Raw genomic sequence first — 15,457 nt, forward strand, 5'->3', positions numbered from 1 at the left:
CGTTTTTACTGGAAAATAATTTTATGTCTGCAATACGCACTGTGAAAATTTTTTTATTGATGTTAGGTGTTTTGGTAATAAAGCAAGGAAATACAACGACCACTGAATCCGGTGTTCATGGTTCAGAAGCCTTTCTTCAGCTCGCAATCAGTTATGATTTATCAGGAAAACCTGAGCTCGCACGCCCAATATACGACCAACTCTCCAGAGACAATAATGCGGAATTATCCGCTGTACCTTCTGCGGTCAACTATATAGCACTAAATAATATCAAACTTGCAACAACATTGTTTTCCGCTATTGAACACAGCGCCCACTCACGGGACAGAAACTACGCTCAATTGTGGTCTTTGTGGCTCACAGCCTATCAATGGAAAGGCAGTAAAACGGCGCTAATAAAAAGAAACAAGCAGTATATCAACACCCATACATGGGACCTTCCCTGGGAACAACGTATTGCCAGGCTTTATGCCGGAGAGATTACCCCAGAAGCATTATTACTTTCCATCAGCAACTGGAATGTCAACGAAAAAATGAAAAGCGATGTGCTTACGGAAAGCCTTTTCTTTGCTAATTCTTACCTGGAATTTGTTGATAACAATACGTCTCTGGCAAAAGAGTTATTTACACAATATCAACATGCACTAAATAACAGTTCACTTGAGCAACCATTACTTCTCAAAAAATACGAAAAGTAACGTCTTAATCATGCAATAACCCCCCGTTGTTATTTAACAAAAATGGCAGGAGCCACAATGAACAAGATATATCGACTCGTCTGGAATCCAGCATTACGGATCTGGGTTGCCGTAAGCGAATTTGCCAGAGCAAACGGTAAAGGGAAAATGGGCCGAACTCGTTTAAGCGCCACCGCAGGCATTATCGGTGTCTTAACACTTATTCCAGTACAACATGCCAGTGCTTATGAAACGGCCGGGGGAAGAAACAACGGTGACGTAGATTCCGTTGCCATTGGTCCAAATTCAAGTACAGGAACCACTATCACACTCGATGCCGGAACCATTACCACCGGGAATACCAATATCAACCAACAGGTCTTATCAAACGTCGCGATTGGTGAATCTGCTGAGGCCACAATGGGTGGTATTGCCATGGGTGACCATGCCAGTGCAGATACTGTGGATGCACTATCTCCAGGCAATAGCATCGCGATTGGCTCTTATGCGTCAGCATCCAAAAGCGGCGGTGCAACCGCCATCGGCGCAGCCTCTGTAGCGGACGGGCAAAATGCTATCGCGTTTGGTACAGGTTCACAATCTAACCGCAGTGGCGATATTGCTATTGGGGCAAACTCCACCTCCGGTACAGTAGCCGGGACACCGGTTTTATCCGATTCAGAGGGAGAGAATATCTCTTTGGGCAACTGGTCCACCGCCTATGGCGGCCATGCGCTGGCAATTGGTAGCCGCTCAGAAGCAACGGCAGAGTTCAGTACAGCTTTAGGCACTGGCAGTCAGGCATCAGGCGATCATGCTCTGTCAATTGGTAGCGATGCAACTTCCTCAGAAGCAAACTCTCTGGCCATCGGTACTAATGCAACGGCATCTGAACTTTCTGCATTAGCGATAGGCACTAACGCATCTGCATCTGGTACAGCAGCCTTGGCTATCGGAGCAAACTCAAACGCCAGCGATCAACAAAGTTTCGCAATGGGCTTCAAAGCCCAATCGACAAAAATAAATGCTGTTGCCGTAGGTACACAGGCAAAAGCCCAGGCGGACCAGGCTCTGGCATTTGGCTATAACTCATCAGCAACCAAAACAGATGCCGTTGCAATGGGCTCTAACGCCAAATCTCAGGGACTCTCGTCTATCGCGTTAGGTACTAACGCAACCGCGGCAGCGGAAAACAGTGTCGCACTGGGTTCAAACTCACTTACCGAAGCAGCCATTGCAACCGAGAGTACGGTTATCAATGGGAAAACCTATAATTTTGCCGGTATCGCCCCACAAAGCACCGTCAGTATCGGTAAGAAAAATGCTGAGCGTACGCTTACGAATCTTGCTGCGGGTCGTATTAGCGATACCAGTACCGATGCCATTAACGGTTCGCAGCTGTATGCCACCGATCAGGCAATCGACGATCTCGCTGATATTGCGGTGAAATACGACACCAATCCGGACGGTTCGGTTAACTACAACAGCGTCACCCTGGGGGGCGACACCTATAACAGCACCACCAAAACCGGTGGCACAACCATCACCAACATCGCCCGTGGCGTTGAAGACAGTGATGCCGTCAATATGTCCCAGCTCAACGAAACCAATGCGGACGTTGCGGACATCAACACCGTTATCACCCATTTCGCCGGCGATACCAGCACCACCTTTACCGACCAGAACGGTATCGGTATTCGCTATGTCCGCACCAATGAAGCCGGTCTGGCCGAATCGGATGCCTTTGCTAACGGACAGGGCAGCTCTGCTGTCGGTTATAACGCCACGGCTTCCGGCGAAAGCAGCCTCGCACTCGGCCGTGAAGCTAAAGCGAACTTCGCCGGGGATGTGGCTCTGGGTTCAGATGCTTCCACCGGGGCCACCGTCGCCACTTCCGGTGTCACCATTAACGGCGTGGATTATGTCTTTGCCGGCACTGCGCCCGTCAATACGGTCAGTATCGGCAGTACAGGCCATGAACGCACCCTGACCAATCTGGCCGCGGGCCGCCTCAGCGCCTCCAGCACAGATGCCGTCAACGGTTCACAGCTGTATGCCACCAACTCCGCCATTGGAGACCTGACAGACGATATTACTGACCTGGGTGATATTGCGGTGAAATACGACACCAACCCGGACGGTTCGGTTAACTACAACAGCGTCACCCTGGGGGGCGACACCTATAACAGCACCACCAAAACCGGTGGCACAACCATCACCAACATCGCCCGTGGCGTTGAAGACAGTGATGCCGTCAATATGTCCCAGCTCAACGAAACCAATGCGGACGTTGCGGACATCAACACCGTTATCACCCATTTCGCCGGCGATACCAGCACCACCTTTACCGACCAGAACGGTATCGGTATTCGCTATGTCCGCACCAATGAAGCCGGTCTGGCCGAATCGGATGCCTTTGCTAACGGACAGGGCAGCTCTGCTGTCGGTTATAACGCCACGGCTTCCGGCGAAAGCAGCCTCGCACTCGGCCGTGAAGCTAAAGCGAACTTCGCCGGGGATGTGGCTCTGGGTTCAGATGCTTCCACCGGGGCCACCGTCGCCACTTCCGGTGTCACCATTAACGGCGTGGATTATGTCTTTGCCGGCACTGCGCCCGTCAATACGGTCAGTATCGGCAGTACAGGCCATGAACGCACCCTGACCAATCTGGCCGCGGGCCGCCTCAGCGCCTCCAGCACAGATGCCGTTAACGGTTCACAGCTGTATGCAACCAATGCGGCGATCTCTGCGATCACCGACTCCGTCAATGTGCTCGACAACAGCGGGGTCAAATACGACACCAACCCGGACGGCACGGTTAACTACAACAGCGTCACCCTGGGGGGCGACACCTATAACAGCACCACCAAAACGGGCGGTACGACAATGACCAATATCGCTTACGGCGTGAATGCCAGCGATGCGGTCAACGTACAGCAACTCACTGATGCAACCAGCAATATGTATAACAACGGTGTGAAATACTTCCACGCGAACTCCAGTAAAGCGGACTCCGTCGCAGAGGGTAATGATTCCATTGCCGTTGGCCCGGCCTCGCACGCTCTTGGTGATAACTCTATTGCCATGGGAAGTGAGGCGAAATCGACTGGCGCGGGAAGCACAGCGATGGGTCAGAACGCCCAGGCTAATGGTGCAAACAGCATTGCAATGGGTACAAACGCCGTTGCCAACAACGAGGGCGACGTCGCGCTGGGTTCTGGGTCGACGACCCAGGAAGCCGTAGGAACCAGTGGCGTAACCATTCGTGGCACTGATTACACCTTCGCCGGAACATCACCGAAAGGCACAGTCAGTGTGGGCAGTGAAGGCAATGAACGAACCATTACCAATGTTGCTGCGGGACGAATCAGTGCAGACAGCACCGATGCCGTAAACGGCTCACAGCTGTATGCCACGAATCAGGCGATTGAAAGCATCAACACTAACATGTCGCAAATTAGCAATAGCGGCGTGAAGTATGACGTGAATGCCGACGGCACAACCAACTACAACAAAGTCACAATGGCCGGTGATGCTTACGACGAGTCGACTCACACTGGCGGAACCACCATCACAAACGTAGCAGATGCGGTCAATGCCAGCGATGCCGTGAACAAGCATCAACTGGATGTGGTGAATCAAAACGTCACCAATATCGCAGAAGGCAAAGACGGTATGTTCCAGGTGAACAATACCAGCAACCTGCCGAAGCCAAAACCAACAGGCGAAAACGCGATTGCAGGGGGTGCAGGTGCAAGCGCCAGCGGTAATAACAGTATGGCGATAGGTACGAGTGCAACCTCCACCCACACCAATTCTGTCGCACTGGGTGCAAATTCCGTTACCGATCGTGATAACAGTATTTCTGTTGGCTCTGCAGGAAGCGAACGTCAAATCACGAATGTGGCAGCAGGTACAGCAACCACCGATGCCGTCAACGTAGGTCAGTTGAAGCAAGGTATCAACAACGCTAACGCCTATACCAACAGCAAATTCAACGATCTGAAAAATATGATTTCCGATCAGGACGACAAGCTGAGTGCCGGTATTGCAGGCGCAATGGCAATGGCGGGACTGCCTCAGCCTTATGCGCCAGGCGCGAGCATGTTCAGCATGGCTGGCGGCACATATGGCGGTGAGTCAGCCGTCGCAATGGGTGTCTCCACCATCTCGGATAACGGCAAATGGGTCACCAAATTGTCAGGCTCAACCAACAGTCAGGGTGATGTTGGTGGTGCTGTTGGCATCGGTTATCAGTGGTAAGTCGAACCTAACTATCATCCCCGGCCGCGAATGCCGGGGATACTGAAGAGAAAACGTAATGAATTATAGTAAATACACTCGTCTGGCATTATTGGTTGGCGGCCTGGCACTCTTATCCGGCTGTACCCGTTCCATTAGTAATGTCACCTCAGAAGGGAAAACGAATGCACCGGTATTCCCTGACAAATCAGATGCCGTTCGGGCTGAAGGCAGTTTTGTGAATGTGGACAATCTCAAACAGATGCGCCACGGGTTAACCAAAGCGCAAGTTTATGAGCTGATTGGCGTTCCGCATTTTGACGAAGGTGTTCTGCACGTGAAGGAGTGGGATTACATTTTCAACTTCACAATGGCTGATAAATCCGTCCGCACCTGTCAGTACAAAGTGCTGTTTGATTCTGATATGAAAGCACAGAGCTTCTTCTTCCTGCCCGAAAATTGCCTGACACCTCAGGCCACCATCAAACCTGCTGCAGTAGCTCCCGTCACAGCAAGCCCTGCACCTGTGCATAAAGAGTTAAGTGCCGAAAGCCTGTTCGCATTCGGCAGCGCTAAACTGAGCGCGGACGGTGTGGCTCAAGTCAACCAACTGGCAAATGAGCTGAGTGACGACGTGCTCAGCGGCAATCAACTGATTGTGACGGCCTACACCGATCGTATTGGCAAACCGGCCAGCAACCTTGCGCTTTCTCAGGCTCGCGCGGAATCCGTCAAAACACTTCTGGTTGAGAATGGCATACCGGCTAGCCACATCATCACCAAAGGAATGGGCGATGCGATGCCGCGAGTGAATTGCCCAGGGAAAACCTCCCCGGCAGTGATTGAATGCCTGGCTCCCAATCGTCGTATGACGCTGGACATTGTGGCAGATCGTTCAGGTAAGTAATGGATATGCGCATAACTCATATCATCAAGACCGCCATTGGCGGTCTTTCTTTGCTGGCTTCAGCCTCTGGCTTCGCGGCATCAGAAAACTTGCCCGTCAATTACGTCAGTATTCCGGCCTATAACCTGATTACCGATACCTTGTTTAATTTGTCGCCAATGGAGGCGGGTAAACGCAATCCATTTTTGATGAGTCTGGTTTGCGACCTTGCACGGGGTGATATTTCACAACAAGACGTTGCCCAACGCCTGAGCCATGAAAAGATTGATCCTCAAAAACTGATGCAAACCGGCACGATAGGTGTCCTGATCCTCATGGGAGAACCGTCTGACCGCCAGCTTGCTTGTGCGGCTTATCTGGCGACATCACTGTTTTTACCCACCAATACAGCGGCCTATTTCCGGAAAGTGGAACAGATTGTGCCTGTTGAAGGACAGCCGAAAGAAAAGCAGGAGAAATCGAGCTGGCTTCCCTGGAAGTCATCGAAAGAACAGACGCCAGCCCCGCAGGAGGTGAAGAAAGAGCAGACTGTTTTTAATCAATCCCGGTTTATACAGGATAAAAAAAACCAGCTTGCAGTCGCTCGTGCAACCGCACAACTGTACGGTGTTATAGCGCAAAACATACCGAATAAAGTCGCTGTAGATTGGGCAACCCGGCAACAACAGATAACAGAGATTGCCAGGTTATATGCAGGCGACTATCTGAAGTCTGTTACCAGCTTTTACAACGCGGACGTCAAAAACCCACTCACGCTGGAGCAAATCACCCGCAGTGGGTATAGCGTGCGTAATTCTACTGGCCACAGGATTGTTAAAACGGGCGACGAGATTCAACTCTTTTATCAGGGTGTAGTCTGGTTGGGTAATGGCATGATTTTGGGCAAAGACTATTTTGTCGATATCACGTTATTCCCCGCTACCACAAAACGGGTTGCTGCGCCTGTGGTCAGAACAGGCGCCGCGACGACAAAGAAAAAATAACATCCAAAGCAGGGTGCTCTAACTACAGAGCTCCCTGCTTTTAGCGAGAAATAATGAGATGAATACCGAAGCCAGCAAACAGTGCACCGGCAAAGCCGTCAATCCACTTTGCCAGACGCTGATAACCACGACGCATTGATGGTAAGGCAAACAGGCTTGCCACCACGGTAAACCAGGCGAAGGTTTCCAGAACAATCAACAAGAAAATGCCCCAGCGCGCACCCGCACCGACATCGTCTCCGACAAACAGTGAGAACACAGAGCCAAAGTAAATAATGGCTTTCGGGTTCGCGAGATTCGTCAGCAACCCTTTAACAAAGCTACGCCCCGCAGTTGCCAGCTCAACTTTCGGCTCGGCAACGGTATTTTCTTCTTTCTTAAGCGCCCCGCGCAGCATCTGGTAGCCCATCCAGCACAGATACAGACCACCACCGACCATAATGATGTTATGCAGCCAGGCCATCTTCGCGAGGATCAGGTTAAGACCAAGCAACGCAACGGCTGCCCACACCATGACGCCCATAGTGATACCGAGCACACCCATCATCGCCTCTTTACGAGAACGACTAACAGCCGTTTGCGATACGAAGAAAAAGTCAGGTCCAGGGCTCATCAGCGCAACGATATGCACCAACGCCACAGTGAGGAATAGCATTAACATAATTAACTCGCGGGGAAATAATACAGTGAGTCACCATCCTGGCACTTTTTCGCCGGACTGACTACTCCTCATCATCACCATCCGCGTGAGAGCGGATAAGCGCCATAAATTCTTTACCAAAACGTTCCAGCTTACGTGTACCAACACCGTTAACACTGAGCATTTCACTGGCGCTCAGCGGCATTTGCTCAGCCATTTCGATCAGCGTTGCGTCGTTGAACACAACATAAGGAGGGATATTTTCTTCGTCGGCGATAGCCTTGCGCAGCTTGCGCAGCTTGGCAAACAGCTTGCGGTCGTAGTTACCACCGTAAGACTTCTGCATCACACGCGGTTTCAGCGCAATCACACGCGGTACGGCAAGCTTCAGCTCGATATCCCCCCGCAGCACCGGACGCGCGGCCTCAGTGAGTTGTAATGCCGAGTGCTGGGCAATATTTTGCGTGGCAAAGCCGAGATGAATGAGCTGGCGAATGATACTGACCCAATGCTCATGGCTTTGATCTTTGCCGATGCCGTAGACAGGCAACTTATCGTGGCCCATATCGCGAATACGCTGGTTATTCGCACCTCGCAGCACTTCCACCACATAGCCCATCCCGAAGCGCTGATTAACGCGATAAATGGTGGAAAGCGCTTTGCGCGCATCCATTAGCCCATCATATTGCTTAGGCGGATCGAGGCAAATATCACAGTTACCGCAAGGTTCATGGCGGCCTTCACCGAAATAATTGAGCAGAACCAGACGACGACAGGTTTGCGCTTCAGCAAACGCGCCCATCGCGTTGAGCTTGTGGCGCTCGATATCCTGTAACTGGCCCTGGGGTTTCTCTTCCAGGCAACGACGTAACCACGCCATATCCGCCGGATCGTAAAACAGCATGGCTTCAGCAGGCAGGCCATCGCGCCCGGCACGCCCGGTTTCCTGGTAGTAGGATTCGATGTTCCGGGGAATATCAAAGTGCACCACAAAACGCACATTGGGTTTGTTGATGCCCATCCCGAAAGCCACCGTCGCAACGACAATTTGCAGGTCGTCGCGCTGGAATTTCTCCTGCACATCGGCACGGATATGGTTTTCTAACCCGGCATGGTACGCCGCAGCGCTAAAGCCACGGTTTTGCAGACGCGCGGCGGTGTCTTCCACCTTTGCGCGGCTGTTGCAGTAAATGATGCCAGACTTACCACGTTGTTCCTGAACGTAACGTAAAAGCTGATCCAGCGGCTTAAATTTTTCCATCAGCATGTAGCGGATGTTTGGACGGTCAAAACTACTCACCTGAATGAAAGGATCGTTCAACCCAAGCAGGCGAACAATATCAAGGCGAGTCGTGTCGTCCGCGGTTGCCGTCAGCGCCATGAAAGGCAGCGCCGGGAAACGCTGACGCAATTGACCTAATGCGGCATATTCAGGACGGAAATCGTGCCCCCATTGCGAGATACAGTGCGCTTCATCAACTGCCAGCAACACTGGATTCCAGTGCACCAGATGCTCAAGGAAGTTGTCCAGCATCAGACGTTCAGGCGCAATGTACAACAGGCGGATCTGTCCAGTGCGGCAACCCGCCATCACCTCTTGCTGCTGTTCACGAGTTTGTGTGGAGTTCAGGCAAGCCGCCGCAACACCGTTGGCGAGCAGTTGATCCACCTGGTCTTTCATCAGCGAGATAAGCGGGGAAACCACGACCGTGAGGCCGTTAAGTACCAGCGCAGGAACCTGATAACACAACGACTTTCCGCCACCAGTTGGCATAACCACCAGGCAATCACGGCCTTCCAGCACGGTTTCAATGATGGTTTCCTGGCCAGGGCGGAACTGCTGATAGCCAAAGGTTTCATGCAAAACCTGTTTAGCCAGCGACTCCTGATTCAATACTTCCGCCTGCGCCACGTTAACCCCATATGCCAGAAATAAAACAGGCGCTATTTTCAGCGCCTGAGAGAGAAACTTCAACGTTTAACGCAAAAACATTCGAGGGGTCTAGAAAATATCGTTCAGCATCACGCCCACACCGACGCGGGTTTGATTGAAGTTGTAATCAATCAGTGACTCGCCATAGCCGCTATATACCTGCGTATAGAGACGCACATGCTTACTGACTGGATAGCTTAAGCCCACTTCCGCACCACCGTAGCCCGTGTTCCAGTTATATTGTCCCTTCGCACTGAGCACCGCATCACCTAGCTGGTAGCCAATTTTAAGCTGGTAGTATCCCATGTATTTGGTGATATCCGGGTTGTCATCGGTATCGCCAACCACGTACCAGGGCTTAACTTCCACCATCCAGTTGCCGTTTTGCGCCATCAAACGAGTATAGAGACGGTTCCAGCTTCGGGAAGTCGGGTCCGCGCGACCGTTAGAATCATGGTTGAAGCCCATTTCAACGTCGCGTAGCGTCCAGCCGGCAAACTCGTAATCTGTCGCAAACCCGAGGAAGAGCTGCGGTTCGTAGTTAGTTTCACGAAACGGCGAGGACTCCCCGCTGTTAGAAAGCTGCCACCAGGACTTTTGCGTATACGATGCTCCCAGCACCGAATTTGGCCCTAAAATACCGCGCCAGAATGGAAAAGCCAGGCTCAGCTGATACTTCACTTCATCTTTACGCGCATTATCAGACCAGTTATAGGAGCTAATCGCCTCTTTGTTGATGTCACTGGTCCAGGTGTAGAGCAGATAGTTGGTGTCATACGGGTAGAGCGTGAACGGATTGTCATGCTCCTGAAGAAGGTTGGCGATGATACTGCCATGTACGTCTGGCGTATCATGGACCTCTTTTACTGTCGCTTCCTGCGCATATGCTGTGAAGGGCAGCGTAATCGCCACCAGTAACCAACCCAGATACGTCCGCATCGGTGGTGTTCTCCTGAAAAACAAATAAAGCCATGAATAGTTATATGGCGGACATTCTACAGACTTCCGCACCAACTTCCGCCTCCTGGTTTCTGAAAGTGGAATTCCTTATGCTTGAGGCATAAAATCAACATTTTATTAACAATAAAAGGACGCCACTTCTCATGTCAGCCACGCTTACCGCTGAAGAAGCACTAAAACTCGTGGGCGAGATCTTTGTTTACCATATGCCGTTTAACCGCGCGCTGGGGCTGGAGCTGGAACGCTACGAAAAAGCCTTTGCCCAGTTAAGTTTTAACAACCAACCGATGATGGTGGGAAACTGGGCGCAAAGTATTTTGCACGGTGGCGTGATTGCCTCCGCCCTGGATGTTGCGGCAGGGCTGGTTTGCGTGGGCAGTACACTGACGCGCCACGACACGATTAATGAAGATGAACTACGCCAGCGCCTGTCCCGTATGGGGACCATTGATTTACGCGTCGATTATCTTCGCCCAGGACGGGGAAATCGCTTTACAGCAACCAGTAGCCTGTTGCGCGCGGGTAACAAGGTTGCCGTCGCCCGTGTCGAATTGCACAACGAAGAACAGGTCTATATCGCCAGCGCAACCGCCACTTATATGGTGGGTTGAGAGGGCAAAATCGGGTAAAGTGACTGCACTTTCTTGTAATGGATTTTTCCCGATGGATGCTAAACAGACGCGGCAGGGCGTATTACTCGCCCTTGCCGCTTATTTTATTTGGGGTGTCGCACCGGCGTACTTCAAGCTTATCGCTTACGTACCAGCTGACGAAATCCTCACCCACCGAGTTATCTGGTCATTTTTCTTTATGATCGCACTGATGAGCATTAGCCGTCAGTGGTCAGGCGTGAAGACGTTGCTGAAAACCCCGAAGAAGATCTTCCTGCTGGCACTTTCTGCGGTGCTGATTGGGGGAAACTGGTTACTGTTCATCTGGGCGGTGAATAATCACCACATGCTGGAAGCCAGCCTGGGCTATTTTATTAACCCGCTGGTCAATATTGTACTGGGGATGATTTTCCTCGGTGAACGCTTCCGCCGTATGCAGTGGCTGGCTGTTCTGCTGGCCTTCTGTGGCGTCCTGGTCCAGCTCTGGACGTTTGGTTCGCTCCCCATCATTGCACTGGGATTGGCGTTCAGCTTTGCCTTCTATGGTCTGGTGCGTAAAAAAATCGCCGTTGAGGCGCAAACCGGGATGCTATTCGAAACCCTGTGGCTGCTACCGCTGGCAGCAATTTATCTGTTTGGCATTGCTGACAGCGCCACCAGCCATATGGGCAGTAACCCATGGTCTCTGAACCTGATGTTAATGGCGGCGGGTGTGGTCACGACGATCCCGCTGTTGTGCTTTACCGGCGCAGCGACCCGCCTGCGTCTGTCCACCCTGGGTTTCTTCCAGTACATCGGCCCAACGCTGATGTTCCTGTTAGCCGTCATGTTCTACGGCGAAGTGCCGGGGGCGGATAAGATGGTGACATTTGCCTTTATCTGGGCCGCACTGGCGATATTCGTCGCAGATGCGATTTATACACAGCGCAGGGCGCGCAGAGGATTGTAGCGGTGTTGTAGGGCGGGTAAGCACAGCGCCACCCGCCAGATTTTTACAGCCAGTTACGCCGTTTAAAATAGAGATACGGCGCAAGCCCGGCGAGGATCATAAAGATAATCGCGCCAGGGTAACCAAAGCTCCATCTCAGCTCTGGCATAAACTCAAAGTTCATGCCGTAGCTCGACGCCACCAGTGTCGGTGGCAGGAAGACAACAGAGACCACCGAGAAGATCTTGATGATGCGGTTCTGCTCAATGTTGATGAAACCCATCGCCGCCTGCATCAGGAAGTTCACCTTCTGGAACAGGGATTCGTTGTGCGGTAGCAGGGATTCGATATCGCGCAGGATCTCACGTGCTTGTTCCAACTGCCCACCCGGCAAACGCGCCTTACGCACCAGGAAGTTCAGCGCACGCTGGGTATCCATCAAACACAGACGCACTTTCCAGCCGATATCTTCCTGTTCAGCCAGAGTAGACAGGGCTTCATCGTATTCATCGCCCTGATGGCCTTCCATGATGACGCGGCTCAGCTTTTCCAGGTCGCTGTAAATGTTTTCGATTTCATCCGCCAGCTGTTCGATTTTGGTTTCGAACAGATCCAGCAGCAATTCATACGCGTTACCGTCGACCATCGCCTGGTTACGGGCACGCATACGGTACAGACGAAATGCAGGCAATTCGCGCTCGCGCAGAGTAAACAGGCGACCGTCACGAATAGTAAATGCCACGGTGGAGTTACCCGCATGGTCTTCGGCATCTTCAAAGAAGAAGAAGGAGTGAATATGCAGACCGTCTTCGTCTTCAAAAAAACGAGCGGATGCTTCGATATCTTCCAGTTCTGGACGGGTTGCCAGGCTTTGCCCTAGCTCAGATTGTACGCGAAGGCGTTCATCGTCGTCCGGCTCGACCAGATCCACCCATACGGCATCAATGAGGGGCTGTGACTCCTCGGCTTCAAGCCGAGTCAGTCGGTTATTTTCGAGTTGAAATGCGCTCAACATGACCGGGACTCCCAATGCAAAAAATATCGGACAGTTCGGTGGGCACACAGAAACAAATTGGGTTTCAGACCATTAAACAGCCTGACTCAGCGCGACGGGAAAAACAGGTCGCTGACAACCACTAAGGCCATCAGCAAGAGGAGATAGCCTTAGGAGTTGTTCCTGGATGACAGGGAATTGAGCCAGTATCTACTGGGTGTGTCCAAGGCGAATGTCCTCTTAGCGTAATCGTGCGCGCATGTTACGCCAGCAATAATAGCGGCGTCAACACGCAACGAAACGCTGAAGGGCATTAATTGACCTTCAGCATATAAGGCTAGCAGAATATTACAAAATAATGATATTTTTCTGAAAGTTAGACTGTTTCCAGTCGGGCGTAGGCTGCCACCAGCCATTTGATACCTTGCCCCTGAAACGCCACTTGCAACCGGCTATGCTCGCCGCTGCCCTCCAGATTCACGATAGTGCCTTCACCAAATTTCGCATGGCGAACGCGCTGGCCCAGCTTGTAACCGGTATCGTTTTCCGAGACAGGCGTTCCCATCCGCTGATGGTTTACCGGGCGGCTAATACTGGCACGCAGACGCACCTCTTCCACGCACTCTTCCGGCAGCTCGCCGATAAAGCGTGATGGGCGATGATAGACCTCTTTGCCGTATAAGCGTCGGGTTTCCGCATAGGTCAGCGTCAGCTTCTGCATCGCACGGGTTACACCCACATACGCCAGGCGACGTTCTTCCTCCAGACGCCCACCTTCATCCAGCGACATCTGGCTTGGGAACATCCCTTCTTCCATTCCGACGATAAACACCTGCGGGAACTCCAGACCTTTAGCCGAGTGCAGCGTCATCAACTGCACCGCATCCTGCCAGGTATCCGCCTGCCCTTCTCCCGCTTCCAGCGCAGCGTGAGAGAGAAACGCCTGTAACGGCATCAGGTCTTCGTCTTCTTCGTTGTAGCTGAACTGGCGCGTTGCCGTCACCAGTTCCTCTAAGTTTTCGATACGCGTCTGGCCTTTCTCGCCTTTTTCTTGCTCATACATCGTACGCAGACCGGAATCTTTCACGACCCGGTCGGTCTGGACATGTAACGGCATATCGGCGGTTTCTTGCGCCAGCGCATCGATAAGCTCAAGGAAACGTTGCAGTGCACTGGCAGCCCGTCCAGCCAACGCTTTTTCCTGCAATAGCTCACGACATGCCTGCCACAGCGTGAGCTGACGATCACGGGAGGCCTGACGCACCACGTCCAGCGTTCTGTCGCCAATACCGCGAGTCGGCGTATTCACTACGCGCTCAAACGCCGCATCATCATTGCGATTGGCAATCAAACGCAGGTAAGAAAGCGCATCCTTGATTTCCTGACGTTCGAAGAAGCGCATACCGCCGTAAATACGGTACGGCATGCTGACCTGCAACAAGGCCTCTTCCAGCACACGCGACTGGGCGTTGCTGCGGTAGAGGATCGCACACTGTTCCAGCGCACCACCGTTGTCCTGCCAGGTTTTGATGCGATTCACGACGAAGCGGGCTTCATCGAGCTCGTTGAACGCACAATAGATAGAGATCGGCTCACCGTCGACGCCATCAGTCCACAGTTTTTTGCCCAGACGCCCGTTGTTGTTTTCAATCAGGGCGTTTGCGGCGCTCAGAATATTGCTCGTCGAACGGTAGTTCTGCTCCAGACGAATGGTTTCTGCGCCAGGGAAGTCTTTAAGGAAACGCTGGATGTTTTCGACCTGCGCACCGCGCCAGCCATAAATTGACTGGTCATCATCGCCGACAATCATTACCTTGCCGGTATCACCTGCCAGCAGGCGGATCCACGCGTACTGAATGTTGTTGGTATCCTGGAATTCATCGACCAGGATATTGGTGAAGCGCTCGCGATAGTGCTGAAGAATGTGTGGCTTGTTGAGCCACAATTCATGCGCCCGCAGCAGCAACTCGGCAAAATCCACCAGACCTGCGCGATCGCAGGCTTCCTGATAGGCCTGATAAACCTTCTGCCAGGTCTGCTCGACCGGGTTACCAAAGCTCTGAATATGGTGCGGACGCAGCCCTTCGTCTTTCTGACCATTGATGTACCACATGGCCTGGCGCGGCGGCCATTGCTTCTCATCCAGGTTCATCGCCTTGATGAGACGCTTAAGCAAACGCAGTTGGTCTTCGCTGTCGAGGATCTGGAAATCCTGCGGCAAATTCGCGTCCATATGGTGCGCACGCAGTAAACGGTGCGCCAGCCCGTGGAACGTGCCGACCCACATACCGCCCTGGCTTGTTCCCATCAGTTGGGCAATACGGTGGCGCATTTCCGCCGCCGCTTTGTTGGTAAACGTCACCGCCATAATGGAATATGGCGAACAGTTTTCCACACTTTGCAGCCAGGCGATGCGGTGAACCAGTACGCGTGTCTTACCACTGCCCGCCCCGGCCAGCACCAGCATGTTGGTGCGCGATGCGGCAACCGCTTCACGCTGTTTATCATTAAGGCTGTCGAGCAGGTAAGAAACGTCCATTGGCACCGCCAGAAGTCATCTGCCCGGCAGCACTTTTTCTGCC

12 protein-coding genes are annotated in these 15,457 nt (G+C 52.4%); 6 read left to right on the forward strand and 6 right to left on the reverse strand.

What is annotated here, in order from left to right; translation table 11 throughout:
- Positions 1 to 23: 23 nt before the first annotated feature.
- From HV346_RS22230 to HV346_RS22245, 4 genes are read left to right on the forward strand one after another with little or no spacing between them, the layout of a single operon-like run.
- The gene (locus HV346_RS22230; RefSeq protein WP_181621378.1) at positions 24 to 698 is read left to right on the forward strand and encodes a hypothetical protein; all 675 of its coding nucleotides are present in this window, start codon (positions 24 to 26) and stop codon (positions 696 to 698) included.
- A gap of 57 nt (positions 699 to 755) precedes the next feature.
- Positions 756 to 4,940 (forward strand): YadA-like family protein, encoded by a 4,185-nt coding sequence (locus HV346_RS22235; protein WP_181621379.1) that lies wholly within the window; start codon positions 756 to 758, stop codon positions 4,938 to 4,940.
- Between the two features lie 58 nt (positions 4,941 to 4,998).
- Positions 4,999 to 5,826: an OmpA family protein gene (locus tag HV346_RS22240; RefSeq protein ID WP_181621380.1), complete on the forward strand. Its 828-nt coding sequence runs from the start codon at positions 4,999 to 5,001 to the stop codon at positions 5,824 to 5,826.
- 5 nt (positions 5,827 to 5,831) lie between these two features.
- Positions 5,832 to 6,809 (forward strand): hypothetical protein, encoded by a 978-nt coding sequence (locus HV346_RS22245; protein WP_181621382.1) that lies wholly within the window; start codon positions 5,832 to 5,834, stop codon positions 6,807 to 6,809.
- A 40-nt stretch (positions 6,810 to 6,849) separates the two neighbouring features.
- Here HV346_RS22245 and rhtC read toward each other — a convergent pair whose 3' ends face one another.
- The 3 genes from rhtC to pldA form a co-directional block, all read right to left on the reverse strand.
- On the reverse strand, positions 6,850 to 7,470 hold the full coding sequence (gene rhtC / locus HV346_RS22250) for a threonine export protein RhtC (RefSeq protein ID WP_181621383.1): 621 nt from the start codon (positions 7,468 to 7,470) through the stop codon (positions 6,850 to 6,852).
- A gap of 61 nt (positions 7,471 to 7,531) precedes the next feature.
- Complete coding sequence (gene recQ / locus HV346_RS22255; protein WP_181621384.1) at positions 7,532 to 9,361, reverse strand: ATP-dependent DNA helicase RecQ; 1,830 nt, start codon at positions 9,359 to 9,361, stop codon at positions 7,532 to 7,534.
- 90 nt (positions 9,362 to 9,451) lie between these two features.
- A complete protein-coding gene (gene pldA / locus HV346_RS22260) occupies positions 9,452 to 10,321 on the reverse strand; it encodes a phospholipase A (protein WP_181621386.1) in 870 nt (289 codons plus the stop codon).
- A gap of 164 nt (positions 10,322 to 10,485) precedes the next feature.
- Here pldA and yigI point away from each other — a divergent pair, with 164 nt between their 5' ends.
- Positions 10,486 to 10,953, forward strand: coding sequence for an acyl-CoA thioesterase YigI (gene yigI / locus HV346_RS22265; RefSeq protein ID WP_181621388.1), 468 nt, complete (start codon positions 10,486 to 10,488; stop codon positions 10,951 to 10,953).
- 52 nt (positions 10,954 to 11,005) lie between these two features.
- A complete protein-coding gene (gene rarD / locus HV346_RS22270; protein WP_181621389.1) occupies positions 11,006 to 11,902 on the forward strand; it encodes an EamA family transporter RarD in 897 nt (298 codons plus the stop codon).
- A 43-nt stretch (positions 11,903 to 11,945) separates the two neighbouring features.
- Here rarD and corA read toward each other — a convergent pair whose 3' ends face one another.
- The 3 genes from corA to uvrD form a co-directional block, all read right to left on the reverse strand.
- Positions 11,946 to 12,896, reverse strand: coding sequence for a magnesium/cobalt transporter CorA (gene corA, locus HV346_RS22275; protein WP_181621390.1), 951 nt, complete (start codon positions 12,894 to 12,896; stop codon positions 11,946 to 11,948).
- A gap of 149 nt (positions 12,897 to 13,045) precedes the next feature.
- The gene (ysgD, locus tag HV346_RS23330) at positions 13,046 to 13,102 is read right to left on the reverse strand and encodes a YsgD/CorL family protein (protein ID WP_212743980.1); all 57 of its coding nucleotides are present in this window, start codon (positions 13,100 to 13,102) and stop codon (positions 13,046 to 13,048) included.
- Between the two features lie 149 nt (positions 13,103 to 13,251).
- Positions 13,252 to 15,414, reverse strand: a complete 2,163-nt coding sequence (gene uvrD, locus HV346_RS22280) for a DNA helicase II (RefSeq protein ID WP_181621392.1) — start codon at positions 15,412 to 15,414, stop codon at positions 13,252 to 13,254.
- Positions 15,415 to 15,457: the final 43 nt, after the last annotated feature.

Origin of the sequence: Enterobacter sp. RHBSTW-00994, assembly GCF_013782625.1 — a bacterium.
GTDB lineage: Bacteria > Pseudomonadota > Gammaproteobacteria > Enterobacterales > Enterobacteriaceae > Enterobacter.